At 41.4% G+C, this 26,318-nt stretch carries 25 protein-coding genes; 13 read left to right on the top strand and 12 right to left on the bottom strand.

Annotated elements, in window-relative coordinates:
* Positions 1–6: 6 nt before the first annotated feature.
* The 7 genes from L1068_RS01220 to lrp form a co-directional block, all read right to left on the bottom strand.
* A complete protein-coding gene (locus L1068_RS01220; protein WP_237128705.1) occupies positions 7–1,170 on the bottom strand; it encodes an HlyD family efflux transporter periplasmic adaptor subunit in 1,164 nt (387 codons plus the stop codon).
* A gap of 329 nt (positions 1,171–1,499) precedes the next feature.
* Entirely contained in the window at positions 1,500–2,792 is a 1,293-nt protein-coding gene (serS, locus tag L1068_RS01215; RefSeq protein WP_237128704.1) for a serine--tRNA ligase, read from the bottom strand.
* A 6-nt stretch (positions 2,793–2,798) separates the two neighbouring features.
* The gene (gene crcB, locus L1068_RS01210) at positions 2,799–3,185 is read right to left on the bottom strand and encodes a fluoride efflux transporter CrcB (RefSeq protein ID WP_010560173.1); all 387 of its coding nucleotides are present in this window, start codon (positions 3,183–3,185) and stop codon (positions 2,799–2,801) included.
* A complete protein-coding gene (locus L1068_RS01205; RefSeq protein WP_237128703.1) occupies positions 3,172–4,515 on the bottom strand; it encodes an AAA family ATPase in 1,344 nt (447 codons plus the stop codon). The genes crcB and L1068_RS01205 overlap by 14 nt, the downstream gene beginning before the upstream one ends.
* Complete coding sequence (gene lolA / locus L1068_RS01200) at positions 4,508–5,173, bottom strand: outer membrane lipoprotein chaperone LolA (protein ID WP_237128702.1); 666 nt, start codon at positions 5,171–5,173, stop codon at positions 4,508–4,510. Before lolA ends, L1068_RS01205 begins: the two co-directional genes overlap by 8 nt.
* Before the next feature lies 1 nt (position 5,174).
* Positions 5,175–7,781: a DNA translocase FtsK gene (locus L1068_RS01195; protein WP_237128701.1), complete on the bottom strand. Its 2,607-nt coding sequence runs from the start codon at positions 7,779–7,781 to the stop codon at positions 5,175–5,177.
* Between the two features lie 96 nt (positions 7,782–7,877).
* Positions 7,878–8,345, bottom strand: coding sequence for a leucine-responsive transcriptional regulator Lrp (gene lrp / locus L1068_RS01190; RefSeq protein ID WP_054979927.1), 468 nt, complete (start codon positions 8,343–8,345; stop codon positions 7,878–7,880).
* A 146-nt stretch (positions 8,346–8,491) separates the two neighbouring features.
* Here lrp and ald point away from each other — a divergent pair, with 146 nt between their 5' ends.
* Positions 8,492–9,610, top strand: coding sequence for an alanine dehydrogenase (ald, locus tag L1068_RS01185; RefSeq protein ID WP_054979926.1), 1,119 nt, complete (start codon positions 8,492–8,494; stop codon positions 9,608–9,610).
* A 70-nt stretch (positions 9,611–9,680) separates the two neighbouring features.
* Here ald and pssA read toward each other — a convergent pair whose 3' ends face one another.
* On the bottom strand, positions 9,681–11,006 hold the full coding sequence (gene pssA, locus L1068_RS01180) for a CDP-diacylglycerol--serine O-phosphatidyltransferase (RefSeq protein WP_054979978.1): 1,326 nt from the start codon (positions 11,004–11,006) through the stop codon (positions 9,681–9,683).
* Between the two features lie 245 nt (positions 11,007–11,251).
* Here pssA and trxB point away from each other — a divergent pair, with 245 nt between their 5' ends.
* The 4 genes from trxB to infA all read left to right on the top strand — a co-directional run bounded on the left by trxB (position 11,252) and on the right by infA (position 13,978).
* Positions 11,252–12,205, top strand: a complete 954-nt coding sequence (gene trxB, locus L1068_RS01175; protein WP_237128700.1) for a thioredoxin-disulfide reductase — start codon at positions 11,252–11,254, stop codon at positions 12,203–12,205.
* A 40-nt stretch (positions 12,206–12,245) separates the two neighbouring features.
* The gene (gene aat / locus L1068_RS01170; protein ID WP_237128699.1) at positions 12,246–12,965 is read left to right on the top strand and encodes a leucyl/phenylalanyl-tRNA--protein transferase; all 720 of its coding nucleotides are present in this window, start codon (positions 12,246–12,248) and stop codon (positions 12,963–12,965) included.
* Positions 12,958–13,662, top strand: coding sequence for an arginyltransferase (locus L1068_RS01165; protein WP_237128698.1), 705 nt, complete (start codon positions 12,958–12,960; stop codon positions 13,660–13,662). The genes aat and L1068_RS01165 overlap by 8 nt, the downstream gene beginning before the upstream one ends.
* A gap of 97 nt (positions 13,663–13,759) precedes the next feature.
* Entirely contained in the window at positions 13,760–13,978 is a 219-nt protein-coding gene (infA, locus tag L1068_RS01160; RefSeq protein ID WP_010560183.1) for a translation initiation factor IF-1, read from the top strand.
* Between the two features lie 64 nt (positions 13,979–14,042).
* Here infA and clpA read toward each other — a convergent pair whose 3' ends face one another.
* Both clpA and clpS read right to left on the bottom strand, forming a co-directional pair.
* Entirely contained in the window at positions 14,043–16,313 is a 2,271-nt protein-coding gene (gene clpA / locus L1068_RS01155; protein ID WP_237128697.1) for an ATP-dependent Clp protease ATP-binding subunit ClpA, read from the bottom strand.
* Positions 16,314–16,336: 23 nt separating this feature from the next.
* Positions 16,337–16,654 (bottom strand): ATP-dependent Clp protease adapter ClpS, encoded by a 318-nt coding sequence (gene clpS / locus L1068_RS01150; protein WP_010560185.1) that lies wholly within the window; start codon positions 16,652–16,654, stop codon positions 16,337–16,339.
* A gap of 257 nt (positions 16,655–16,911) precedes the next feature.
* Between clpS and cspD the strand changes: the two genes are divergently transcribed.
* From cspD to L1068_RS01110, 8 genes are all read left to right on the top strand, one after another.
* Positions 16,912–17,127, top strand: a complete 216-nt coding sequence (gene cspD / locus L1068_RS01145) for a cold shock domain-containing protein CspD (protein ID WP_010560186.1) — start codon at positions 16,912–16,914, stop codon at positions 17,125–17,127.
* A gap of 274 nt (positions 17,128–17,401) precedes the next feature.
* Positions 17,402–19,630, top strand: a complete 2,229-nt coding sequence (locus L1068_RS01140) for an NADP-dependent isocitrate dehydrogenase (RefSeq protein WP_237128696.1) — start codon at positions 17,402–17,404, stop codon at positions 19,628–19,630.
* A gap of 89 nt (positions 19,631–19,719) precedes the next feature.
* A complete protein-coding gene (locus L1068_RS01135) occupies positions 19,720–20,388 on the top strand; it encodes an rRNA large subunit pseudouridine synthase E (RefSeq protein WP_237128695.1) in 669 nt (222 codons plus the stop codon).
* A gap of 87 nt (positions 20,389–20,475) precedes the next feature.
* Positions 20,476–21,576 carry a tRNA 2-thiouridine(34) synthase MnmA gene (gene mnmA, locus L1068_RS01130; protein ID WP_237128694.1) on the top strand — a complete coding sequence of 367 codons (1,101 nt, stop codon included), beginning with the start codon at positions 20,476–20,478 and terminating at the stop codon, positions 21,574–21,576.
* Entirely contained in the window at positions 21,576–22,175 is a 600-nt protein-coding gene (hflD, locus tag L1068_RS01125; protein ID WP_100913301.1) for a high frequency lysogenization protein HflD, read from the top strand. Before mnmA ends, hflD begins: the two co-directional genes overlap by 1 nt.
* A 28-nt stretch (positions 22,176–22,203) precedes the next feature.
* The gene (purB, locus tag L1068_RS01120; protein WP_237128693.1) at positions 22,204–23,574 is read left to right on the top strand and encodes an adenylosuccinate lyase; all 1,371 of its coding nucleotides are present in this window, start codon (positions 22,204–22,206) and stop codon (positions 23,572–23,574) included.
* An 81-nt stretch (positions 23,575–23,655) separates the two neighbouring features.
* A complete protein-coding gene (locus L1068_RS01115) occupies positions 23,656–24,825 on the top strand; it encodes a cupin domain-containing protein (protein ID WP_237128692.1) in 1,170 nt (389 codons plus the stop codon).
* Positions 24,826–24,833: 8 nt separating this feature from the next.
* Complete coding sequence (locus L1068_RS01110; RefSeq protein ID WP_237128691.1) at positions 24,834–25,295, top strand: GNAT family N-acetyltransferase; 462 nt, start codon at positions 24,834–24,836, stop codon at positions 25,293–25,295.
* Here the strand turns inward: L1068_RS01110 and L1068_RS01105 are convergent.
* Both L1068_RS01105 and L1068_RS01100 read right to left on the bottom strand, forming a co-directional pair.
* On the bottom strand, positions 25,279–25,719 hold the full coding sequence (locus L1068_RS01105) for a DUF4826 family protein (protein WP_237128690.1): 441 nt from the start codon (positions 25,717–25,719) through the stop codon (positions 25,279–25,281). The two genes, L1068_RS01110 and L1068_RS01105, sit on opposite strands and share 17 nt — an antisense overlap.
* Before the next feature lie 68 nt (positions 25,720–25,787).
* Positions 25,788–26,318, bottom strand: a complete 531-nt coding sequence (locus tag L1068_RS01100) for a DUF924 family protein (RefSeq protein WP_237128689.1) — start codon at positions 26,316–26,318, stop codon at positions 25,788–25,790.

Here is a 26,318-nt window from a genome sequence, read left to right as displayed (position 1 = left end):
TTCCTTCTAGCGTACAAGCACTTGCGTGTCGTTGGTGTATTTTTCCATATCGGAAATAATAATTTCTTGGTCGATTGTTAGCCCTGCCACAACCTCTATATAATTCACTGAGCGTTTGCCAAATTTAACCGGTTGTTTGGTTGCAAGATGCTTTTCCAACACAAATACGTTGTTTGTACTCTCGGCAATAGCGTTACGCGGTAGCGCTACATACAAGGTGTGTGATTTGAAGCTGGTATTAATAATGCCTTCGATATTGAGTTTATCGCGCGCCTCGGAGGGGATCGCATCAGTTATTGCAAGCTCAACCTCCACATGGCCGTTGTTCACCTTTGGCGATACACGAGTAACTTGTGCATCTAAGCGAGAAGTATAGGTATCAATTGTAGCCTGCTGGCCTACTTTAACGTTAGGTGCGTCGAGTTCTGCTACATTTATTTTGGCAATTAGTTTGGTTTGATCTGCAACTTCGGCAACTGAGCCTGTACTTGCCAGCTGCGTGCCTAGCTCAACAAACACATCTTGGATTTGCCCAGTAATTGGCGATTTCACATCTAATTGTGAAATATGTTGGCTAAGCAAACTGATTTCTGATTTTAAGCTTTGCTGCTCTGCTTGTTGCGCGTTTTGTTTTGCGGCGAGTATTTCTTTTTGCGTCGCCACTTTCGCTTTTTGTAACGCAAGTTGCTTTAAACTGCGCTTTACGGTGAATTCGCTGCGCTGATGTTCAAGTTTCGAAATGGTACTATTGCCTTGTGCGATTAAGGTTGCCTGCGCTTGCCATTCCATTGTGTTGGCTTTATGCGCAAGATCAGCATCATGGTAGGCGGTTTCAGCTTCTTGAAGATAGGCTTTTTGCTGTGCCAACTCCGCTTTATGTTGCGCAACCATTTTAAGTAAAAGGCTATTTTTTTGAATGAGTGTCTCTTTGATTTGCGGGTTGTCTAAGCGCGCTATAATGTCGCCTCGCTCAACATATTCACCCGGCTTTACCAACACTTCAACAACCTTTCCGCCCGCATTTGTCGTTATCAAATGGCGTTTTTCAAGTGCTAGACTGCCCAGCCCTTTAACGTCTATCGCAAAATCGCCCTGTTTAACTTTTGCGACCAAGATTTCGTCTCGTTTAACTAAGTTTGACGCACCTTGGGTATAATGACGAATAAACATAACAGCGCTTAGTAACAGACACGCAAAAACTGCGTAGGTCAATGGCCTTTTAAGCTTATGTGATTTGTTCTCTATTTTTATGTCCATAAAGCATAATCCAATAATTGCATTACATGGTTAATTACAATTATCAGGCCAAAATTATTTTATATATTTTTCAAACGTTTATAATTTAACATTAGAATAAATCCAGATAACTGTGCCACTTCCGATACAGTTTCTATTTTTAATGTGTGTCGATAGCGAAACACTATTTTGGGAATAACAGATAGGCTATTCAACAGGCATAAAAAAACCGGCATATCGCCGGTTTTTAATATTATTAACTATTATGCAGTAATAACGTCTAAGCCGCCCATATATGGACGCAGTACTTCTGGTACAACTACCGAGCCATCTGCTTGCTGGTAGTTCTCTAGAATCGCTACAAGTGTACGACCCACAGCTAAACCAGAACCATTTAGTGTGTGCAATAACTCAGGCTTTTTCTCACCTTGACGACGGAAACGTGCTTGCATACGGCGTGCTTGGAAATCTTGCATATTTGAGCAGCTTGAAATTTCACGGTAGGTGTCTTGCGCTGGCAACCATACTTCTAAGTCGTATGTTTTGCTTGCGCCAAAGCCCATATCGCCTGTACATAAAATTACTTTACGGTACGGTAGTTCAAGTGCTTGAAGAATACCTTCTGCGTGGTTAGTTAGCTCTTCTAGCGCTTGCATTGAGTCTTCAGGCTTCACAAGTTGTACTAATTCAACTTTATCAAACTGGTGCTGGCGAATAAGACCACGCGTGTCACGGCCATAACTACCTGCTTCACTGCGGAAACACGGTGTATGTGCAGTCATTTTTAATGGTAATTCAGCTTCATCAAAAATAACATCGCGGCCAAGGTTAGTTAATGGTACTTCTGCCGTTGGAATTAGGCTAAACCCTTCATTGTGCTCACTGATTGCTTCAGTGTGGAATAAATCTTCAGCGAACTTAGGTAACTGACCTGTGCCGTATAAGCTGTCTTTGTTTACTAAATACGGTACATACATTTCGGTATAACCGTTTGTGTCTGTGTGCGTATCTAGCATAAATTGCACAAGCGCACGGTGCATACGTGCTACTTTACCGCGCATTACAGTAAAGCGTGCACCTGACAGTTTAACACCCGCTTCAAAATCTAAGCCTTTTGCTAAACCTTCACCTAAATCAACGTGATCTTTTACTTCAAAGTCATACTGTTTTGGCTCGCCCCATTTAACCACTTCAACGTTATCGTCTTCGTCGTTACCAAATGGCACTTCGCTATCTGGTAAGTTAGGGATCGTTGCAGCAATGGCATTTAATTCAGCAAGGATTTCGTCTTGCTCTTTTTTAGCAGCGTCTAGCTCATCACCTAATGAACCTACCGCAGCTAATAGTGGTGCAATGTCTTCACCTTTAGCTTTTGCTTGACCAATTGCTTTGGAGCGTGTGTTACGCTCATTTTGTAATTCTTGTGTTTTAACTTGTAGCGCTTTACGCTTTTCTTCAAGCGCTTGAATTTCTGCTACGTTTAATTCAAAACCTCGGCCTTTTAGGCGCTCTGCGGCTTCTTCGATATCCTGACGTAAAAATCGTGGGTCTAACATTCTTTTTTAACCTTTTTGCATTGCTAGCTGCATACCTAAATAGGCAACAAAAACACAACCAATTACATTTAAAAATACATTGAGTGTTGCTTTCAACCAGTGCCCTTGCTGTAACAGCAATAGCGTATCTATCGAGAAGGTTGAAAACGTTGTTAACGCCCCTAAAAAGCCAATTCCGATGAGTGATTTGGTGGGGTTAACAACAATTAATTCTTTTTCTAGTAGGCCATATAAAACGCCTAACATTAATGAACCGAGAATATTAACTGTCAGGGTAGCAAAAGGGAATCCCTTTCCCAAAAGTTTTATCATTGATTCACTAATAAAATAACGAAGACACGCACCTGTTGCACCGCCAAGAGCAACGTAAAAATAGAGTTTAATCCCTGTCATAACGTTTCCTAGTGGCTAAATTGTCTTGCTCGGTTAAATAATCGAGCTTTGCTTTTATCTTTTGCTCAAGACCGCGCTCTGTTGGTTGATAGTATTTTCTATCTGAGATTTCTTCCGGCAGATATTTCTCACCTGCAGCATAAGCACCTGGTTCGTCATGGGCATAGCGATACTCTGCACCATATCCAAGGTCTTTCATTAGATTGGTAGGTGCATTACGAAGATGATGCGGCACTTCAAAGCTTGGCTCATTGGCGATATCGAGCTTTGCTTGCTTAAACGCTGTGTAAACCGCATTACTCTTTGGTGCGCTGGCTAAATAAATCGCAGCTTGGGCAAGCGCCCTTTCACCTTCAGAAGGCCCTACACGATGATAAATATCCCAAGCATTAAGCGCTACTTGCATCGCACGAGGGTCGGCGTTGCCGATATCTTCAGTAGCAATCGCTAATAATCGTCTACCAACGTAAAGCGGGTCGCCACCACCTGCTAAAATACGGCACAGCCAATAAAGCGCGCCATCAGGACTAGAGCCGCGAACTGACTTATGAAACGCTGAAATCAGATCGTAAAATAAATCGCCGCCTTTATCGTATTTTGCAATATGTGCAGGCAGAACATTCGCCAACACATTCTCGCTCACAATCAGTTTATCATTTTGTTGATCGGCCATATCAATGGCTTGCTCAAGTAAATTAAGCGTGCGTCTAGCATCGCCATCTCCTGCGAGTGCCAGTTTTTCAATCGCAGCATTATCAATTTCGATATGTTTTTGCTGTAGCTGCTCATCGTTATTAAGCGCGCTATGTATGGCTTGCATTAAGTCTTGCTGTTCAAGCGCTTTTAATTGATAGACGCGTGCACGCGATAAAATTGCATTATTTAGTGAAAACGAAGGGTTTTCCGTTGTGGCACCAATAAATATAAAGGTGCCATCTTCGATGTGTGGTAAAAACGCGTCTTGCTGCGACTTGTTAAAGCGGTGCACTTCGTCAATAAATAACAGTGTACGCTGCCCCTGCATTGCTAAATGATCTTTTGCCGATGCAACGCTTTCTCGTATTTCTTTCACACCTGAGGTAACTGCTGATAAGCGGATCACGTTTGCATCTGCATGATGGGCGATGACTTCAGCTAATGTTGTTTTACCAACGCCGGGTGGCCCCCATAAAATTAAACTATGGCAACGACCGGCTAAAATAGCGTTGTATAGCGGTGAACCTTCGCTAAGCAGATGTTTTTGCCCTATATATTGACTTAAATTAGTTGGCCGCATGCGTGCTGCAAGCGGCCTAATTTCTGGGGCAAATGAAAAGCTTAAATTACTCACCTTGACTTTGATCGTCCACTAATACATCAGCTGGAATGGTGAATTGAAAATACGCATCATCAATGGTTTGATTAACTTGCTGTTTTGAGAACACATAAACAGATGTTTGACCTGTGTTATCAAACACTGTCATCGAGCGTAATGCATCTGCATCAAATTTAAGCTCTAAGCGCTCTACTTGGCTTTGTCCTTGATTGGTCGGTGTAATCACAAACGCGTTATCTGCGTGCGTTACTGCGTAATGTTGCCATAAGCTTTCATCCGCAGATGTTAACAACGCAAACGGCGTATTATCGATTAGTTTTTTACTATCTAAAATAGTGACTTGTTCAGCAAACTCATCGTAATAAAAGGTTTTAGTGCCATCAGAAACCAGCACCGTTTCATCTGGTGATGTTTGCTTCCAATAAAGTTTTTCTGGGCGCTTAATTTTTAATAAACCCGTACCTTGCATAATTTCGCTACCGGTATTGTCAATTACGGTTTGAGAAAAATCTGCTTGTAAGTTGTTTAGCTGTGTTAAACGCGTTTTTAATTCACTTTGCGCTTTGCTGTCTACGACGTGTTGCGCTGTTTCTGTTTGCGCGCGCACTGCTGTTACACTTGCCGTGCTCATCGCTAATACGCTCGCAACAATTAATGTGATTTTTTTTGTCATATTATCCTGCATTATTCGGAACAATTACTTCACGAGTGCCATTATGCCCCGGCGCTGATACGATACCGGACATTTCCATCTGCTCGACTAAGCGTGCTGCACGGTTGTAACCAACACGCAATTTACGCTGAACACTCGATACAGACGCACGACGACTTTCAATTACAAATGCAACCGCTTCATCATAAAGCGGGTCGCTTTCTTCGTCGCTTTCGGCAGTCTCACCTGGAAGTAAGACATCTTCAACGGCTTCTCCGTTCAATATCTCGTCGACATAATTTGGTTTACCGCGCGCTTTCCAATCATTTACCACCGCGTGAACTTCGTGGTCATCAACAAATGCGCCATGCACACGAATTGGTACACTAGTACCTGGCGGCAAGTAAAGCATGTCACCCATGCCTAATAAATGCTCTGCGCCTTGCTGATCTAAAATCGTACGCGAATCAATTTTACTTGATACTTGGAACGCCATACGCGTTGGAATATTCGCTTTTATAAGACCGGTGATCACGTCAACCGATGGGCGCTGTGTTGCAAGTACTAAATGAATACCCGCGGCACGTGCTTTTTGAGCAATACGTGCAATTAGCTCTTCAACTTTCTTACCAACAATCATCATCATGTCGGCAAATTCATCAATAACCACAACGATGGCTGGTAGCTTGCCTAAGTCAGGCGCTTGTGTTTCCATACCATCTGTATCTTTCCATAGCGGGTCTTTAATTGGGTCACCTGCTTCAATGGCATCTAACACTTTTTGGTTGTAGCCCTTTAAGTTACGTACACCCAATGCAGACATGAGTTTGTATCGGCGTTCCATTTCACCAACACACCAACGCAGCGCATTAGCCGCTTCTTTCATATCTGTTACAACTTCACACAACAGGTGTGGAATGCCTTCGTAAACCGATAATTCAAGCATTTTCGGGTCAATCATGATCATGCGAACATCATCAGGAGTTGACTTAAACAGTAACGATAAAATCATCACGTTTACACCAACTGATTTACCAGAGCCTGTTGTACCGGCAACTAGAAGGTGTGGCATTTTTGCAAGGTCAGCAACTACAGGCACGCCTGCAATATCTTTACCTAACACCATTGCTAAGTCAGACGGGTTATTAGCAAATTTTTTCGCACCAATAACTTCTGAGAGGCGTACAATTTCGCGGTGCTGATTGGGTAATTCTAAACCAACATAGGTTTTGCCAGGGATCACTTCCACAACTCGCACGCTTACTGCTGAAAGTGAACGCGCTAAATCTTTCGCGAGGCCGCTAATTTTCGCGACCTTAATACCCGGTGCTAAATCCAGCTCAAAACGTGTAACGACAGGACCAGGATACACTCCTACTACCTGAGCTTGTACACCAAAATCTAATAACTTGGTTTCAACTAAGCGTGAAACAGCATCTAGCTCTTCTTGTGTAATTGGGTTTTCTTTTTTATCTGGTCTATCGAGCAAGTCTAACGTCGGCATTGGCGTTGCTGGCGGTGTCGCCTCAAGTAAGTCTTCAAACTGTTCTTTGGCTGTTTTTGGCTTAACATAAGTAGATTTGCGTGCTGGCTCTGTTGGAGTTTCATTTTCGCTCGGTTGCGCAACAGCAGCCAACGTAGGCTCTGCATCTGATTGTGGTTCTAGCGTGCTTAGAAAATCTCCCGATACTGCCTTTGGCGCATTCGTTTGTTTATCGTCATCAAACGGAATATCGTCAAGCGCTGAGAAACTCAAGTCATCACTAATGATCTCATCGAATTCTTGTAATGCCGGGTGCATTTCGCTTTTATTATTCGGCTCAGGCTGTTTTGCTGTTTCAACCTCTGTATTTGCAATGTCATCACCAAAAGTTGGCTCGATTGTGGTTTCAGGCTGAACATCGATTGTCGGTTCCTGTGGCTCAGCGCTTACTTCTTGCTCTGGTAATTCGTCGACATGATAGGTTACTTGTTTTGGTGCTTGAGAAACCGATTCATTAGTTACGGTTTTAATCGGTGCGTTATTCGCCTCTTTTCGTTCTGCTAATAGTTCTGGTAACGCTTTTAACCATAGAAAAGCATGCATTGCAAAACGGCCAATTTGGTCGACAAACTGTACCCAAGAGACCCCTGTTAGCAGGGTTAAGCTTGAAAAGAAAAAACACAGTAAAATGATACTTGTGCCAGTAAAGTTAAAGGTCGGTAACATGGCGTTTGCAAACACATCGCCAATTACTCCACCTGAAGAAAACTCATAGAAGTCATCGAAATTAATGCTGCTAATTGCCGTTGATGACACGACAAACAGCACCAAACCAACAACGCGTAATGACAAAGTGAGGTAATCTAGCTTAAATACTTGGTGTGTTTTTTTGAACAGTAAATAACCGATGACTTGAATAATAACAGGGACAAGTAACGCCAACCAACCAAAACTAAAGTACAGTAGATCGGCAGTCCACGCCCCTGCTGTACCTGTCATGTTTTTTACTTTGATATAGTCACCCGTTTGAGACCAAGACGGATCGATTGGGTCAAATGTTAATAAAGCAACTAACACAAACGCTGCGAATGCAGTCGTTAAAATAAGGCCTGCTTCTAATAATCTTTGAACACCATTAAGGCGCATTACAACTCCCCTTTTTATTATTCTTTACTTCCGACTACATCAGCGCAAATAACACTTTCTAAGATACAAATAGTGTGTAGTGTGCTTATTCTATTACTATGGTGCTACTTTTAGAAGCGAAACATCATCACTTTTCACTTCTTCCATGACAACATAAGTACGACTTTCTGAAACTGCCGGTAAACGTAGCAATATATCACCTAATAAGTCACGATATGCAGACATATCTGCTACACGGGTTTTTAATAGAAAGTCAAAATTACCAGAAACAAGGTGACATTCTAAAATCTCATCATGGTTTTTTACTGCGCTACTGAATTCTTCAAATACATCGGGTGAGGTTTTGGTTAGAGTAATTTCAACGTAAACTAATAACGCAGCACCTACTTTTTTTGGGTCGACAATGGCTTTATAGCCTTTTATATACCCTTCCCTCTCGAGTTTTTTTACTCGCTCCAAACAAGGCGTTGCACTTAAACCTATGCGGCGCGCAAGTTCCACATTCGAAATTCTGCCATCTTTTTGTAATTCGACTATTATCTTTTTATCAATGCGATCTAACACTAGCTAACCAAATTAGAATATTAATCTTTGTTTTTTGATTATATGGTTTTATTAACCAACTTTTCAATTAAATAAAGTTACATCGACTAATAAAAGCTAGATAAAATAGTATTATCTATTACCACAGTTCAAAGTAAGGTGAAGTTATGATTATCGGTGTACCTAAAGAGATTAAAAACCACGAATATCGTGTAGGTATGGTTCCGGCAAGTGTTCGTGAGTTAATCAACCACGGTCACAGTGTGTTTGTAGAAACGAATGCAGGTATTGGCATTGGTTTTACAAACGAAGATTATGAAGCCGCAGGTGCTGAAATTCTAAATACTGCTGAAGAAGTTTTCGCTAAAGCAGACATGATTGTTAAAGTGAAAGAGCCTCAAGCAGTTGAGCGTGCAATGCTACGCGAAGACCAAATTCTATTCACTTACTTACACTTAGCACCAGATCTTCCACAAACTGAAGACCTAGTTAAGTCTAAGTCTATCTGTATCGCTTACGAAACAGTAACAGACGCACGCGGTGGTTTACCACTTCTTGCGCCTATGTCAGAAGTAGCGGGCCGTATGTCAATTCAAGCAGGCGCACAAGCACTTGAAAAATCAAATGCAGGTCGCGGCATGCTGCTTGGTGGTGTACCAGGTGTTGAGCCAGCAAAAGTTGTTGTTATTGGTGCGGGTATGGTTGGTAACAACGCAGCGCAAATGGCAGTTGGCATGGGCGCTGATGTAGTTGTTCTTGATCGTAACGTTGATGTTTTACGTCGTATCGATGCACAGTTCGGTAACCGCGTTAAAGCTGTTTATTCAACTTCTGATGCATTAGAAAAGCACGTACTAGACGCTGATCTTGTAATTGGTGGTGTACTTATTCCAGGTGCTGCAGCTCCTAAACTAGTAACAGCAGACCACATCAAACGTATGAAGCCTGGTGCTGCTATTGTTGACGTTGCAATCGACCAAGGTGGTTGTATTGAAACTTCTAAAGCAACAACGCACGCAGATCCAACTTATATCGTTGATGACGTTGTTCACTACTGTGTTGCAAACATGCCAGGTGCCGTTCCTCGTACGTCAACATTTGCACTTAACAATGCAACATTACCTTACATTATCAAGCTAGCTAACAAAGGCTACAAAGCTGCGTTACTTGAAGACTCACACTTCATGAATGGCTTAAATGTATTCAAAGGCAAAGTCACATGTAAAGAAGTTGCTGAAGGCTTCAACATGGAATACGTAGCGCCAGCAGATGCTTTAAATAGCTAATCATTCTGCAAAGCACAAAAAAAGCAGCGAAAGCTGCTTTTTTATGTGTGTTTTTTATATTAAACATTACTTAAATAAAGCGCTTAATAATAAAATCCACTTTAACACGCTTTGCTTGCCCTAAAAGTTTAGCAACCGGTTCTGGGTAATCATGCATTGTTTGCAGCTCTTTGTAGCCGTTTAACTTAGTACAATGCGTTAATATTTGTTGCTTCTCTTGCTCAAGTACATCAGTTAATAAACCTTGGCTGTCATCAAATAAAATACCGTTTTCGATATCTAAACCCCACGCTCGAGGGTTTAAGTTGTGTCCTGTCATCATTTGATAACGGTTATCGACACTAATGCCCTTTAAGTGAAAAGAGTTGCTGTCGTGACGCCATAGATGCACATTTAAAAGGCCATCTTGCACAAATTTATCATTAAGTTTTAAAAACTTAGCCAATATGGTTTCGTACAAATATGGCAACGCACCAATTTTACTAAACGGCTTATCGGGCGAAATATAAAAGTCGTTCGCGGTTTTATCACCCACAACAATGGTCACTTTAAGGCCTTGTTTTAATTTCTTTCTAAGTACACGCAAGAGTGGCGCCGGAAAATTAAAGTAAGGGGTATAAAGAACCAGCTCTTTTTCACCGAGTTCAAACAGATTTTTAATCGCTCGGTTAAGCATATTGCCGCGACGACCAAAACCTAAGAATAAAAAGCTATCAATTGGGCCTTCATCAGTTGACGTAACATACGGATACTTGGCACGTTTTAGCGACTTCATCAGAGCTTTATGGTCAGATTTGCACTCTGCTAACTTTTTAATCGGACGTACATCAAGACGAATTACCGCACTTGACGCAATCAGGTAATCATCAACAAACTGTGTGAATGAATCTGCCAACGCTTGATTCGCAATAGTGAAATAACGATCAAGGCGATAGCGCTCTTCATATTGTAAATAAACATTATTTAAGCTCGCACCGCTGTAAAGCACGGTATCGTCAATCACCATGCCCTTTAGGTGCAATACACCAAATACTTCTTTGCCTTTTACCGGAACGCCGAAAACTCGCACACGATTTTTATAGGCTTGTTGTAGTTTTAAGTAAAGTGCGGCATTACCTTCACTTTGAGCTTCACCAATTAAGCCACGCTGGGCACGGTGATAATCAACCAAAATGTCGACGCGTAGTTCAGGGTTCGCATTTGACGCTTGATGAAGTGCCTCTAAAATTTCACGGCCTGCTTCATCATCCTGTAAATAGAGCGCGGTAATAACAATGCGCTGTTTAGCATTTTTAATTAACGATAATAATTTTGCTCGATAAGACGACGCATCAAGCAATATTGATATTTGCTCGCTATCAAGTTTAAAGCTTGGCTCTTTTTGCCAAAAATCCAAACGCACGCTGTTATCCTATAGCATCAGTTTTGTATAAAAGCGTCAACATAACAAATTATTAGATTAAACGCACAATTTTTGAGAGAAAGATTTGCTAAGTGGCTAAATTTACGACGGGTGTTACGTTAAATTGACGCTTACGCTAAGTTAGTAATATCAAATTCCGTAAAATAATTTACATCTGCCTTGTTTTTAATAGAATCAACCGCATTAATTAGCAAAAGCAGTATTAATTAGGAAATGCGATGAGCGCAAGCAAACACAGTAAATTACTTATTTTAGGCTCAGGCCCTGCAGGTTACACAGCTGCAGTTTACGCCGCACGAGCAAACTTAAACCCTGTATTAATTACAGGTATGCAACAAGGTGGTCAGCTAACAACGACAACTGAAGTTGAAAACTGGCCTGGTGATGCGCACGGTTTAACCGGCCCTGCTCTTATGGAACGTATGAAAGAGCACGCTGAACGTTTTGAGACTGAGATCATTTTTGATCATATTCACACTGTTGATGTAAATAACCGTCCATTCACCCTAACAGGCGATTCAGGCACGTATACATGTGATGCACTTATTATTGCAACAGGTGCGTCTGCTCGTTACTTAGGCTTAGAGTCAGAAGAAGCATTCAAAGGCCGTGGTGTTTCAGCATGTGCTACTTGTGACGGTTTCTTCTACCGCGATCAAAAAGTAGCGGTTGTAGGTGGTGGTAACACAGCTGTTGAAGAAGCACTTTACCTATCTAACATCGCGTCTGAAGTACATTTAGTACACCGTCGTGATACTTTCCGCAGTGAAAAGATCTTAACCGACCGTTTAATGGATAAAGTTGAGAACGGTAACATTACCCTGCACCTAAACCAAACGCTTGATGAAGTACTTGGTGACGATATGGGTGTAACAGGTCTTCGTACTAAATCAACCACAGACGAAAGCACTAACGAGCTTGACGTTGCAGGTGTATTTATTGCTATCGGTCACTCGCCAAACACGGGGATGTTTGAAGGCCAGCTTGACATGAAAGACGGCTACCTAGTTGTTGAGTCGGGCTTAAACGGCAATGCAACTCAAACCAGTGTTAAAGGTGTATTTGCAGCAGGTGACGTAAGCGACCACATTTATCGCCAAGCAATTACCTCAGCGGCTACTGGTTGTATGGCTGCACTTGATGCTGAGCGCTACCTAGACAATCTCAAGTAAAATTCGCTAAACTGAAGGCTGCCACTAACGCAGCCTTTTTATGACAGCACAACTTACACTACTCGATTCATTATCAACCCAATTTCCTCCCGCAGATCTTGCTTTAGCCGAGCCTGATGGTTTGCTTGCAATTGGTGGCGACTTATCAACGCCACGATTAATAACCGCCTATCAAAGTGGTATTTTCCCTTGGTTCAATCAAGGTGAGCCAATTATGTGGTGGTGTCCAAGCAACAGAGCGGTATTAAATATCGGCGACATCAACATCAGCCGCAGTTTGCGTAAACTAGCTCGCCAAGGTAAATACACCATTACTGTAAATCATGATTTTAGCGGTGTTATAAATAATTGTATTAAGCAGCGAGAACAACTTGAAGGTACGTGGATAACCGATGATATGAAGGCAGCCTATATCGCACTTCACAATCAAGGGTATGCGCATAGTATCGAAGTATATAATCAAGACAACATGTTAGTTGGCGGGCTTTATGGCATTATGGTTAACCACGTGTTTTGTGGTGAATCTATGTTCCATTTTGAAAGTAACTGCTCAAAACTCGCATTTTGGGCGCTACATAATCACTTACGAAATCATGATATTACCTTGATTGATTGCCAAATCGAAAACCCGCATTTGTCGTCATTAGGTGCTACTTGCATTACACGTGAAGAATTTTTAGCTAAACTTACTGTAAAAGATGATCAACCAATTCATCCCACTATGTGGAATAAGGCAAAATTGACGGATATTTATGACTGAGCATATGCCGGTAAAATTGGGGATAAGCCAACAATTCCCATGCAGTTATATCGATAAAGAGCAAGAGCGTTTACTAGTGGTACTAGACCACGATTTTTATACCCATCAGCGTTTTGAACACCTTCTTGCGCTTGGCTTTCGTCGTTCTAGCGACCAAATTTATCGTCCACATTGTGCTAATTGTACAGCCTGTGAAGCTATCCGCCTTGATGTGTCACAGTTTTCGCCAAGTAAATCACAAAAGCGCATCATTAAAAAAAGTAAGCAGTTCGAACTTAAAGTAAGTAGTGTCAGCAAAGATATTTATTACACACTGTACGAAAAATACATCACACTAAGACACCAAGATGGCGCTATGTTTCCGCCATCTGTTGAACAATACGAAAGCTTTTTGACCTGTAGTTGGTTACCAATTAACTATCTTGAACTTTGGCACGACAACACGTTAATTGCAGTTGCGGTAACAGACACATTGAGTAATGCACTTTCAGCTATTTACACTTTCTTCGATCCTGATTTCGAAGATTACAGCCTTGGCACCATGATGATTTTGAAACAAATCGAATTTGCTAATAGTATCAACAAGCAATATTTGTATTTAGGTTACCAAATCGATGAATGTCGTAAAATGAACTACAAAACTAAATTTAAACCTTACCAAAAGCTCAATAATAATGTTTGGCATCTGGAATTATAAAAAGATGACTGTAAATGCCAATCATAGCTTTACATATGCATGGGTTTTCGGCAAAATCTGCAGCTTTAAAGAATACAACTGAGGTTATACGCTCAATATGGCGAAAGAAGACGTAATTGAAATGCAAGGCACTGTCCTTGACACACTCCCTAACACTATGTTCCGCGTTGAATTAGAAAACGGTCACGTGGTTGTTGCACACATTTCTGGTAAAATGCGCAAAAACTATATTCGTATTTTAACAGGCGACAAGGTTACGGTTGAGTTAACGCCATATGACCTTTCGAAAGGTCGCATTGTATTCCGTGCTCGCTAATTTTTAAGTAGTATCGAATATAAAAAAAGCCCGCTAATTGCGGGCTTTTTTATTGACGTTTTATTTATGCTTCAACGCTTTCATTTTCGTAACTAAATGTAAGCTGCTTATCTTTAATGCTTACCTTCACGTTACCACCATCACTGAGTTCACCAAATAGAATTTCATTGGCTAATGGCTTTTTAAGCTTTTCTTGGATCAGGCGAGCCATTGGACGAGCGCCCATCGCTTTATCGTAGCCTTCTTTTGCAAGCCATTTACGTGCAGGCTCGGTTACTTCCAGTGACACTGATTTAGCATCGAGTTGCGATTCCAGCTCAACAATGAACTTATCAACCACTTGCAAGATCACTTTTTCATCTAAGTGATTAAACCAAATCGTGTTATCTAAGCGGTTTCTAAATTCAGGTGTAAACGTTTTATTAATCTCACTCATCGCATCGTGGCTGTGGTCTTGTTGTTTAAAGCCAATTGATTTACGAATTGTTTCTTGCACACCCGCATTAGTCGTCATCACGAGTACAACGTTTCTGAAATCTGCCTTGCGGCCGTTGTTATCCGTAAGCGTTCCGTGATCCATTACTTGCAATAATACATTGTAAATATCAGGATGCGCTTTTTCGATTTCATCAAGCAATACCACGCAATGAGGTTGTTTAATCACTGCATCAGTTAATAAGCCACCTTGTTCATAACCCACATAACCAGGAGGTGCGCCAATTAAGCGACTTACCGCATGTTTTTCCATGTATTCAGACATATCAAAACGTACAAGTTCAACACCTAAACACTTTGCAAGTTGCTTGGTGATCTCGGTTTTACCGACACCCGTTGGACCTGCAAATAAGAACGAACCAATCGGTTTATCTTCGCTAGACAGACCTGAACGCGATAATCGAATTGCTGCACTTAGCGCATCAATGGCATCATCTTGGCCAAATACCACCATTTTCAGATTGCGATCAAGTAATTGCAGAACTTGTTTATCTGAGTTTGATACATTTTGCTCTGGAATACGTGCGATTTTCGCAATAATGTGTTCAATATCCGATACCGTTACCGTCTTCTTACGACGCGATACCGGTAATAAACGCTGGCTTGCACCTGCTTCGTCAATCACGTCAATCGCTTTGTCTGGTAGGTGACGCTCATTGATATACTTAGCTGATAGCTCAGCAGCAGCTTTTAGTGCTGTTTGCGTATAGCGAATGCCATGGTGCTCTTCATAACGTTCTTTTAAGCCCATTAGAATCTTAGTAGTGTCGGCAACTGACGGCTCAACGATATCGATTTTTTGGAAACGACGTACTAACGCGCGGTCTTTTTCAAAAATATTTTTAAATTCGTTGTACGTGGTCGAACCCATACAACGAAGCTTACCGCTTGATAGTAACGGTTTGATTAGGTTTGATGCATCCATCACACCACCAGAGGCTGCACCCGCGCCAATAATTGTGTGGATTTCATCAATAAACAAAATTGCGTTTTTGTGTTGCTGAAGCTGTTTTAGCAACGCCTTAAAACGTTTTTCAAAATCGCCGCGGTATTTTGTACCAGCAAGCAACGCGCCCATATCGAGTGAAAATACTGTCGCATCTGAAATAACTTCTGGCACTTGCTCGTTAAAGATACGATAAGCAAGACCTTCAGCGATTGCGGTTTTACCAACGCCCGCTTCACCCACAAGCAATGGATTGTTCTTTTTACGACGGCATAACACCTGAATCGTGCGCTCAATTTCACTGTCGCGCCCAATCAGAGGGTCGATTAAACCAAGCTCTGCTTGCGTATTAAGGTTTGTGGTAAAGTTTTCTAGCTTAGATTTTTCATCCGCGCCCTGCTCGGCACTGTTTTCAATCTCTTGCTCTTCTTCACTTGGGTGGTGACTTTCTTCCTCGTCTAAACGCGAAATACCGTGTGAAATGTAATTAACGATATCGAGTCGAGTAATATCGCATTTTTTAAGTAAGTAAACAGCTTGGCTTTCTTGCTCGCTAAAAATTGCAACAAGTACATTAGCACCGTTCACTTCACTTTTACCCGACGACTGCACATGAAATACAGCGCGTTGCAATACGCGCTGAAAACCAAGCGTTGGCTGTGTTTCGCGCTCTTCCTCTAAGTCGGGGATTAATGGTGTGGTTTCATCGATAAAATCTGATAACGCAATTTTAAGTGATTGTAAATCGGTGCCACAGCTCGACAACGCATCAATTGCCGATGGGTTATCTAATAGCGCTAACAGTAAGTGCTCCACAGTCATAAATTCATGCCTGCGACTACGCGCTTCTCTGAATGCGGAGTTTAAGGTAATTTCTAAGTCTTTATTAAGCATAATAAACTCCTCTAAATACTTCTTTATTCGGGCTCAAAACTACATAACAGTGGATGTTCATTATCACGCGCGTATTGGTTCACTTGCGCTACCTTGGTTTCAGCGACTTCCGCACTGTAAACGCCACAGACAGCTTTGCCGTCATAATGGACCTTTAACATAATTTCAGTCGCCCTGTCTGAATCCATATTAAAAAATCGTGCTAAAACTTCAACAACAAAGTCCATTGGCGTGTAATCGTCATTATTTAAAATGACTTTATACTTGCGCGGCGGCTTAATACTTTGTCGCTGTTTTTCCTTTTGGCTATCTACTAAATCTGAAAATTGTGTCCCACTCATAATTTAATATAGTCATCTCTTGTAAACTCAAGCAACTTTGAGTCTTAAAAATTAAAAAATTATTTAAATTGTTAAAAACAATTAAAAAAAACTTGACTGTTTGGTCAATTAAACTACAGTCAATATGTGATTATTTACTAAGCAATTTACGAACGAAAGCTTGTGTAATCCGCAGCACTGGTTCGTTTTAAGCTTGTTAAGTAATTTACCATGTAGAATAACATGATTTTAGTCAACTTATAGAAGGATGTTGAGGTATGGCTTGCGGAAAAGTCAAATGGTTCAATAACGCAAAAGGGTTTGGGTTTATCGTAGAAGAAGGCAGCACGGAGGATATCTTTGCGCATTTTTCAACCATTCAAATGGATGGATACAAAACACTTAAAGCCGGCCAAGATGTAACATTTGAGTTGCAACAAGGTCCGAAAGGCCTACACGCGACCAATATTGCGCCAACTGAAGGCGAAGTCTAAGTAGTACTGCTTACGACACATTATAATAATAAAGAAGCGGATCGCCCGCTTTTTTTATGCCTAAAATTTACCCTCCCATGTCAATTGAACATTTTGTGATTGCTAATTCTTTTTATTTAAACTAGCCCTGCTATACTATCGGCCAATTGTCAGCACTATAAATAACGCTAGACTAAGTCAATTACATTCAGTTTTTGTGATTTTGCAAAATCACGCCCCTTTCAATGTAAGTATTGAACGCCATAGTAATGGCATTTAAAAGTTAGGAATAATAATGACTAGTAAATCTAAGATAATTTATACAAAAACGGATGAAGCACCGGCACTTGCCACGTACTCGTTTTTACCAATCGTTAAAGCCTTCAGCGCTGTATCTGACGTAAACGTTGAAACACGTGACATCTCTCTTGCAGGTCGCGTAATCGCAAACTTCCCAGAGTACTTAACCGAAGAACAACGTATCGGTGATGCACTAGCTGAATTAGGTGAACTAGCAAAAACACCTGACGCAAACATCATTAAACTACCAAACATCAGTGCATCTATTCCTCAGTTGCAAGCAGTAATCAAAGAATTGCAAGCTCAAGGCTACGCACTTCCTGAATACCCAGAAGAGCCTAAAAACGAAGAAGAAGCGAAAGTTAAAGCAACTTACGACAAAATTAAAGGCAGCGCTGTAAACCCAGTACTACGTGAAGGTAACTCTGACCGTCGCGCACCTGGTTCTGTTAAAAACTATGCGAAAAATAACCCGCACTCAATGGGCGCATGGGCAAGCGATTCTAAATCACACGTTGCATCAATGAACGAAGGCGACTTTTTTGCATCTGAGCAATCAGTAACGCTTGATTCAGCTGATGATGTACGTATTGAATTCGTAAACGATAATGGCGATGTTGAAGTATTAAAAGCATCAGTTCCATTACTTGCAGGCGAAATCATCGACAGCTCTGTAATGAATGTTGCAGCGTTAAATACATACTTAGAGCGTGAAATCAACGCAGCAAAAGACGAAGACGTATTACTTTCATTACATATGAAAGCAACGATGATGAAAGTATCTGACCCAATCATCTTCGGTCACGCTGTAAAAGTATTCTACAAAGATGTATTTGCAAAACACGCTGCAACGTTTGAAAAGCTAGGTGTAGATGCTAAAAACGGTATTGGTGATGTTTACGCTAAAATCGCACAGTTAGATGACGCAACACGCGCTGAAATTGAAGCTGATTTACACGCTGTTTATGCAAACCGCCCTGCACTTGCAATGGTTGATTCTGACCGTGGCATTACAAACCTACATGTACCAAGCGACATCATCATTGATGCTTCAATGCCAGCATGTATTCGTTCATCAGGCCAAATGTGGGGCCCAGATGGCAAACTAAAAGACACCAAAGCACTTATTCCAGACCGTTGTTATGCAAGTGTTTACCAAGCAACGATTGATTTCTGTAAAGAAAATGGCGCATTTGATCCAACAACTATGGGTAGCGTACCAAACGTTGGCCTTATGGCTCAAAAAGCGGAAGAATACGGTTCACACGACAAGACATTTGAAATTAAAACAAAAGGTCAGGTTCGCGTAGTTAATCAAGCAGGTGTTGCTGTAATGTCTCACGACGTTGACGCGGGCGATATCTTCCGTATGTGTCAAGTTAAAGACTTACCAATTCAAGACTGGGTTAAGCTTGCAGTAAATCGTGCACGTGCAACTGGCACGCCAGCGGTATTCTGGTTAGACGAAAAACGTGCTCACGATGCACAGTTAATTAAGAAAGTTAACCAATACCTACAAGACCACGATACTAACGGCCTTGATATTCGCATTCTTGCACCATTTGAAGCAACGCAATTCTCATTAGCACGCATCAAAGAAAGTCAAGATACTATTTCAGTAACTGGTAACGTACTACGTGACTACCTAACTGACTTATTCCCCATTCTTGAGCTTGGTACAAGTGCTAAAATGCTATCAATCGTTCCATTAATGAACGGTGGTGGTTTATTTGAAACAGGCGCAGGTGGTTCAGCGCCTAAGCACGTTCAGCAGTTCGAAAAAGAAAACCACTTACGTTGGGATTCACTTGGTGAATTCTTAGCGTTAGCGGCTTCTTACGAGCACCTTGCAGTAAACGCAGATAACACTAAGGCACAAGTATTAGCAGATACGCTTGACGCGGCAACAGCTAAATTCTTACTTGAGAACAAATCACCTTCTCGTAAGGTAAACGAATTAGATAACCGTGGTAGCCACTTCTATCTAACGATGTTCTGGGCACAAGAACTTGCTGCACAAGACAAAGACGCTGAACTTAAAGCAAAGTTTGCGCCAATTGCAGAGCAATTAACAGCAAATGAAGCTGTTATCGTTAAAGAGCTTAACGATGCACAAGGCGTTGAAGTTGACATTAAAGGTTACTTCCAGCCTAGCGAAGAGCTTGCATACAAAGCAATGCGTCCAAGCGAAACATTCAACAACATTATCGCGCAAATCGCATAATCGTAATGTTTGAATAAGAAAAAGGGCAACATGTTGTTGCCCTTTTTTATTTGCTACAATACCTACCTTGCTTGTAATTAATCAAAGTCATGACTCGATTATCTAAACCTAAATCTGTACAAATTACTAAAAAGCCAACACGACCAAATAAACAACGTGTCGCCGCAGCTAAAAAACACATCAAAACGCGCGATGTAAAGCCTCACCAAGGGCCAACGCATATCGTGCTATTTAACAAGCCTTTTGATGTACTAAGCCAATTTACCGACGAAGGTAATCGCAAAACACTGGCTGATTTTATCGACATTAAAGATGTCTATGCAGCAGGTCGTCTCGATAGAGACAGTGAGGGATTATTACTGCTTACCAATAACGGTAAGCTCCAACATAAAATCGCGTCACCTAAACATAAATCACCGAAAACCTACTGGGTGCAAGTAGAAGGTGATGTAACACAAGATGCCATAAACGCCCTATCGCAAGGCGTTGTGCTGAAAGATGGTAAAACCCTACCGGCAAACGTTAAGCGCATCAATGAGCCTAATGTTTGGCCCCGTAACCCACCTATTCGTGAGCGCAAAGCAATTCCGACAACTTGGCTGTCAATCACCATCACTGAAGGTAAAAATCGCCAAGTTAGACGCATGACAGCACATGTTGGCTTTCCGACGTTACGCTTAATTCGTTACGCCATTGGTAAATACACCTTGGACGGTATTGAAAATGGCGAATATAGACTTATAACAGAGAACAAATAAGCACCTTACTCGCGCATTTTAGAACATGTTTTATTAAAACAGCTATGATATAATTCGCGCCTCAAATTTTCGGAGTAATTCAATACCATGAGTGATAACAGTAACATCAAAGTCATCGTTGGCATGTCTGGCGGTGTAGACTCTTCCGTTTCAGCTTATTTACTTAAGCAACAAGGCTATCAGGTAGAAGGCTTGTTTATGAAGAACTGGGAAGAAGATGATACTGATGAATACTGTGCAGCTGCGGAAGATTTAAAAGATGCGCAAGCTGTATGCGAAAAACTGGGTATTGAGTTACACACGGTAAACTTTGCCGCAGAATATTGGGATAACGTGTTTGAGTATTTCCTTGCTGAATACAAAGCAGGCCGTACACCTAACCCCGATATTATGTGTAATAAAGAAATTAAATTTAAAGCGTTTCTTGAATTTGCTGCTGAAGCACTCGGTGCAGACTATATTGCAACCGGTCACTATGTTCGCCGCGCTGAAAAAGACGGTAAAGCTACATTAGTGCGCGGCCTTGATGACAATAAAGACCAAAGCTATTTCCTATACACCCTTGGTCATGAGCATGTTGCGCAAACCTTATTCCCAGTAGGCGAAATTGAAAAGCCTGAAGTACGCCGGATCGCGGAAGAACAAGGCCTGATTACCCACGATAAGAAAGATAGCACAGGTATTTGCTTTATTGGTGAGCGCAAGTTTAAAGACTTCTTACAAAAATTCTTACCAGCTCAACCTGGCAAAATTGAAGATTGCGAAGGCAACGATGTTGGCGAGCATGAAGGTTTGATGTATCACACCCTAGGTCAACGCAAAGGCCTACTCATTGGTGGTATGAAGGAAGGTTCGGGTGAGCCTTGGTATGTTGTAGATAAAGATATTGCGCGTAACGTACTTGTTGTTGGTCAAGGTAAAAATCACCCTCGCCTATATTCAAACGGCCTAATGGCAAATCAGCTGCACTGGGTTGACCGCGTAGGTCCGCAATCAACGCTACGTTGTACAGTGAAAACCCGTTATCGCCAAACTGATATTCCATGCACTTTACTGGTTGGTGAAGACGGCGTTGCACGCGTGTTATTTGATGAGCCGCAAAAAGCCGTTACCCCAGGTCAGTCTGCGGTATTTTACCTAGATGAAACATGCTTAGGTGGCGGTATTATTGATTCGGTGATCCGCTAATGGATAAAAATCAGGTTATGGCGCTTGCCGCCATGTGCCAAATTACCAAAGCAGTGCAAAAAGTTGCGCAAACCGGTTCAATTACCGATTATGAAATGCAGCAACTACTTTCGGGTATTTTAGTAACTAATCCAGATGCACCATCAGATGTGTTTCGTGATATGGATTTACGCCAAGGTTATCAATTAGTTGTTGAACAACTCGAATCAGGCCAAAATAAAAGCATTGAGCTTGTAAAGTACGTTGGCGGTTTAATTCAGTTAGAACGTGCTTTAAATGCAAACCCCAAAGCATTAAACGAGCTTGGCTCACGAATTAATTCAATCGACGCACGATTGGCACATTTATCAATTTCAGATGACGCCATTATTGCAAGCCTTGCGGACATTTATGCCGATGTAATTAGTCCGCTTGGACAACGTATTCAAGTATTTGGTAAACCAGCATTGTTACAACAAAAATCGGTGCAACATCGTATTCGCGCCCTGTTGTTAGCTGGTATACGCGCCGCAGTATTATGGCGCCAAGTGGGTGGTAAACGCCGCCACTTTTTCTTTGGCAAAGGTAAAATTGTCAAAATTGCAAAACAGTATTGTTAATCTCTAGTACAAATATTTAGGAGTGATTATGGAGCTTTCAGCGTTAACTGCTATTTCACCTGTTGATGGTCGTTACGGCAGCAAAACAACTGAGCTTAGAGAAATCTTTAGTGAGTATGGCCTAATTAAATACCGCGTTACTGTAGAAGTTCGCTGGTTACAAGCACTTGCTGCTGCCGAGGGTATCGACGAAGTACCATCACTAAGCGCTGAAGCAAATCAAATCTTAGATAACATCGTTGCAAACTTTAATGAAGAAGATGCAATGCGTGTTAAAGACATTGAGCGCACCACAAACCACGACGTGAAAGCGGTTGAATACCTACTAAAAGAAAAAGTAGCTGACAACGCCGAGCTTAATGCAATCAACGAATTTATTCACTTTGCATGTACCTCAGAAGACATCAATAACCTATCGCACGGTTTAATGTTAAAAGAAGCACGTGAAAACGTTCTTTTACCTTACTGCGATAAGCTACTTGATGCTGTTCACGCACTTGCAAGAGAATACCAAACAATTCCGATGATGTGTCGTACACACGGTCAGCCGGCTTCACCTTCAACTATGGGTAAAGAAATGGCAAACGTGTACATGCGCTTAAAGCGTCAACGCGACCAAATCGCTAATGTTGAACTACTTGGTAAGATCAATGGTGCCGTTGGTAACTACAATGCACACCAGAGTGCTTACCCTAACTACGACTGGCACGCGCATGCTGAAAAGTTTGTAACAAGTCTTGGTCTTGAGTGGAATGCGTTTACAACACAAATCGAGCCACACGATTACATCGCGGAACTTTACGATGCAATTGCACGTTTCAATACTATCTTAATTGATTTTGACCGTGACGTTTGGGGCTACATTGCGCTTAATCACTTCAAGCAAAAAACAATTGCAGGTGAAATTGGTTCATCAACCATGCCACACAAAGTTAACCCAATTGATTTTGAAAACTCAGAAGGTAACTTAGGTATTGCGAACGCTATTTTTGCTCACCTAGCGCAAAAACTACCAGTATCTCGCTGGCAGCGTGACCTTACGGATTCAACCGTATTACGTAACTTAGGTGTAGGCATGGGTTATGCGTTAATCGCTTACCAAGCAACACTTAAAGGTATTAGCAAATTAGAAGTTAACCAAGAGAAGTTACTTGCTGAACTTGACCAGAATTGGGAACTACTTGCTGAGCCAATCCAAACTGTAATGCGTAAATATGGCATCGAAAAGCCATATGAAAAACTTAAAGAGTTAACACGTGGTAAGCGCGTTAACAAAGAGATCATGGCTGATTTCATCGATAATCTTGATTTACCAGAAGCGGTAAAAGAAGAATTAAAACAACTTACACCTGCTAATTATATTGGCCGTGCAGTTGAATTTATCGACGACATCAAATAACCAGCAGTTTTAGCTTGAATAAAAAGCGAAAGGTATTTCTAATATCTTTCGCTTTTTTATTATAAATTTTTAGAGACGTCTATGTATCAACTCAGTTTCAATATCAAAACACCAGACGGTGTTAAAACCCTCTCTCAGCAAGAATTTATTAATGAGTATTGGCAAAAAAAACCGGCATTGATTAAGTCAGGGTTTGCTGACTTTGTTGATCCAATTAGTCCAGATGAACTTGCAGGCCTTGCGATGGAGGAATGCATTGAGTCGCGTCTTATTTCAAACCACAACAATGAATGGCAAGCACACCACGGCCCGTTTGAAGATTTCGAATTATTAACACCAAAAAACAGCACACTTCTTGTGCAAGCCGTTGACCACTGGCACCCTGAGGCTGCCGAGTTAATCGAACCGTTTCGCTTTATTCCAAACTGGCGTATTGATGATTTGATGATCAGCTTCTCTACGCCTGCTGGCGGCGTTGGTCCTCACTTAGATCAATACGATGTATTTATTATTCAAGGCCAAGGTAAACGACATTGGCGCGTTGGCGAATCTAAACAAGCCTTCAATGAAGTTATTCCGTGTAAAGATCTGCTGCAAATTGACGGGTTTGATGCCTGTATTGATGAAGTACTTGAACCAGGCGATATTTTATATATTCCACCTGGCTGCCCTCACGAAGGTTACGCTGTCGAAAATGCAATGAACTATTCGGTTGGCTTTAGAGCGCCAAATCAGCGCGAATTATTGTCGTCATTTTCAGATTACCTCATTGATAACGATTCGGGTAACACACGTTACAGCGATCCAGCACTTCGATTACGTAATAACACCGGTGAGTTTTTAGCAAATGAAGTCGCAGATGTTAAACAACAAATGCTAGATGCACTTAATAACAATCAAGATTTTAATTTATGGTTGTTACAAAGTCTGAGCGAAGCTAAACACGATCTCGATTTAGCGCCGCTTGAAGATGAATACGAGCCAAGTTGTGTACTTGAATTACTAAACCAAGATATTGAAATTCATCGTCTAGGTGGTCTTCGCTGCTTTTATTTATCAACAGAAAGCAATGTGTTATTTGCAGTAAACGGTGATGTACTTACCCTACCACTTTCGTGCCTTTCATGGGTAGAAACACTTTGCCAAAACGTAACAGTGACATCCGATCAGATTAAAAGTTCCACAACTTGTTCACACTTTATGCAAAACTTTACTAATCTTTTAAATGAGGGCTATTGGTATTTCGATTAGTAGAGGAAATGATGAGCTTCACATTTAAACAGGTCACATGGCGAGAAAAGCGTAACGAACTCAAACAAGTGAGGGAAAAAGTATTTGTTTATGAATACCATATCCCAAAAGACGTTGAATTTGATAAGTGCGATTTAAGTTGTCAGCATCTGCTTGGGTTTGATAATCACGGTAACAGCATAGCAACCGCAAGAATTACGCAACACGGTGAAATTGGCCGCGTTGCTGTGCTGCAAGCTTACCGAACTCATGAGTTTTATAATCTAATGTTTGAGCAGATTGCGTTGTGCGCGAAAGAATTAGGTGCCGAAGAGCTAAGTTTCAATTGTAATATTGTTGAGAAAGAAAAGTTTAAGCGCTGCGGTTATGCCGAACAAGGCAATGTGTTTATGGAGGCTGGAATAGCGCGACAACGATTATCGTGTCCGTTATCGCGTTTTGATCCTAAACCCTTTACTTTGGTTCATTAGTCCAAAGTTTTTCATTGCTGTATAAGTCATACAGACCTTCAGCACGGTTCACAAGCAAGTTAGCAAAATCGATTTGCGCTTTGTCACCTGCACTATTTTTTGCAAGCTCGTCTGCTTTTAATTGCCATTGAAAAGAAAAATGGCGAAGTGCGTCACGGGCATTTGTTGCCGCAGTCACTTCAACGTGATCGGTCGGTAAATTGCCAGACACAACCCAATAAGTTTTGCCTTGTTGGCTTTTGATTTTCCAAATCGCACACATCGGCGCAATATAACGGCTTTCTTTATCTAGAATTGTCTTTGGAATAACGCCTTTTTCTGCTAAGTGTTTATTAGCGCGATCAAGTGTAGAGCGGATCCATTCATTTTGAGCAGCTTGAATTTCTGCTTGAGTTGGTTGTGGTTTTTGTTCTTGGTTTTCCATAATACATCTTTAGAAAATTTCAATTTCATCACTGTACTGTGTCACCCTTTGCAAAGCAAGATGTAACGTTAAAAAGATGAATTTGGTTGTGTCAAAAATGTTAACTCTTGCTCACTCGCTTTGCGGCCTAATATGGCGTTACGGTGTGGATAACGCCCAAACTGGTCGATTATTGCCTTATGCGCCACTTCAAACTCATAACTAGGGTGATCTTTATACAACGTCATCGCCAATTCATGAATTTTCGCGCTTTCACTGTGCATAAATGGCAAGTACATAAACCCGACTTCAGTTTCATTAAGTTGCTTATCAAAGCCCTTATCAATTGCTGTTTGCGCCAAAGCTAACGCCAACGGATCTTGGCGAAACGCCTCTGCTTGGCCTCGGTAAATATTCCTTGAAAACTGATCGAGCACTATTATCTCACACAGTGACCCCATCGCTGTGCTTCGCCAATGATGTAATTCGCCTGCAATCACTGCATCAAGAATAACCTTAAATTTATTGTTGATTGTTTTATCTAGCGCTTCATTGACAGAAAACCAATCATTCGGTGTTAATTCCGTAAACCAAAAGTCATATATATCTTGATAGTTCAT

Origin of the sequence: Pseudoalteromonas sp. MMG024 (assembly GCF_021654175.1) — a bacterium.
GTDB lineage: Bacteria > Pseudomonadota > Gammaproteobacteria > Enterobacterales > Alteromonadaceae > Pseudoalteromonas.
The sequence above is the reverse complement of the archived record's forward strand: the minus strand, read 5'-3'. Positions and strand labels throughout refer to the sequence as shown.

Bases quoted from the DNA above. Each gene is read 5' to 3' on its own strand.
- L1068_RS01165 (WP_237128698.1), top strand. From the start codon at position 12,958: ATGACTGAGCATATGCCGGTAAAATTGGGGATAAGCCAACAATTCCCA.
- L1068_RS01135 (WP_237128695.1), top strand. From the start codon at position 19,720: ATGACTCGATTATCTAAACCTAAATCTGTACAAATTACTAAAAAGCCA.
- serS (WP_237128704.1), bottom strand. From the start codon at position 2,792: ATGTTAGACCCACGATTTTTACGTCAGGATATCGAAGAAGCCGCAGAG.
- hflD (WP_100913301.1), top strand. From the start codon at position 21,576: ATGGATAAAAATCAGGTTATGGCGCTTGCCGCCATGTGCCAAATTACC.
- L1068_RS01115 (WP_237128692.1), top strand. From the start codon at position 23,656: ATGTATCAACTCAGTTTCAATATCAAAACACCAGACGGTGTTAAAACC.
- aat (WP_237128699.1), top strand. From the start codon at position 12,246: ATGACAGCACAACTTACACTACTCGATTCATTATCAACCCAATTTCCT.
- L1068_RS01140 (WP_237128696.1), top strand. From the start codon at position 17,402: ATGACTAGTAAATCTAAGATAATTTATACAAAAACGGATGAAGCACCG.
- clpS (WP_010560185.1), bottom strand. From the start codon at position 16,654: ATGAGTGGGACACAATTTTCAGATTTAGTAGATAGCCAAAAGGAAAAA.
- crcB (WP_010560173.1), bottom strand. From the start codon at position 3,185: ATGACAGGGATTAAACTCTATTTTTACGTTGCTCTTGGCGGTGCAACA.
- purB (WP_237128693.1), top strand. From the start codon at position 22,204: ATGGAGCTTTCAGCGTTAACTGCTATTTCACCTGTTGATGGTCGTTAC.
- L1068_RS01195 (WP_237128701.1), bottom strand. From the start codon at position 7,781: ATGCGCCTTAATGGTGTTCAAAGATTATTAGAAGCAGGCCTTATTTTA.
- infA (WP_010560183.1), top strand. From the start codon at position 13,760: ATGGCGAAAGAAGACGTAATTGAAATGCAAGGCACTGTCCTTGACACA.
- ald (WP_054979926.1), top strand. From the start codon at position 8,492: ATGATTATCGGTGTACCTAAAGAGATTAAAAACCACGAATATCGTGTA.
- trxB (WP_237128700.1), top strand. From the start codon at position 11,252: ATGAGCGCAAGCAAACACAGTAAATTACTTATTTTAGGCTCAGGCCCT.
- clpA (WP_237128697.1), bottom strand. From the start codon at position 16,313: ATGCTTAATAAAGACTTAGAAATTACCTTAAACTCCGCATTCAGAGAA.
- L1068_RS01220 (WP_237128705.1), bottom strand. From the start codon at position 1,170: ATGTTTATTCGTCATTATACCCAAGGTGCGTCAAACTTAGTTAAACGA.
- mnmA (WP_237128694.1), top strand. From the start codon at position 20,476: ATGAGTGATAACAGTAACATCAAAGTCATCGTTGGCATGTCTGGCGGT.
- L1068_RS01105 (WP_237128690.1), bottom strand. From the start codon at position 25,719: ATGGAAAACCAAGAACAAAAACCACAACCAACTCAAGCAGAAATTCAA.
- L1068_RS01110 (WP_237128691.1), top strand. From the start codon at position 24,834: ATGATGAGCTTCACATTTAAACAGGTCACATGGCGAGAAAAGCGTAAC.
- L1068_RS01100 (WP_237128689.1), bottom strand. From the start codon at position 26,318: ATGAACTATCAAGATATATATGACTTTTGGTTTACGGAATTAACACCG.
- lolA (WP_237128702.1), bottom strand. From the start codon at position 5,173: ATGACAAAAAAAATCACATTAATTGTTGCGAGCGTATTAGCGATGAGC.
- cspD (WP_010560186.1), top strand. From the start codon at position 16,912: ATGGCTTGCGGAAAAGTCAAATGGTTCAATAACGCAAAAGGGTTTGGG.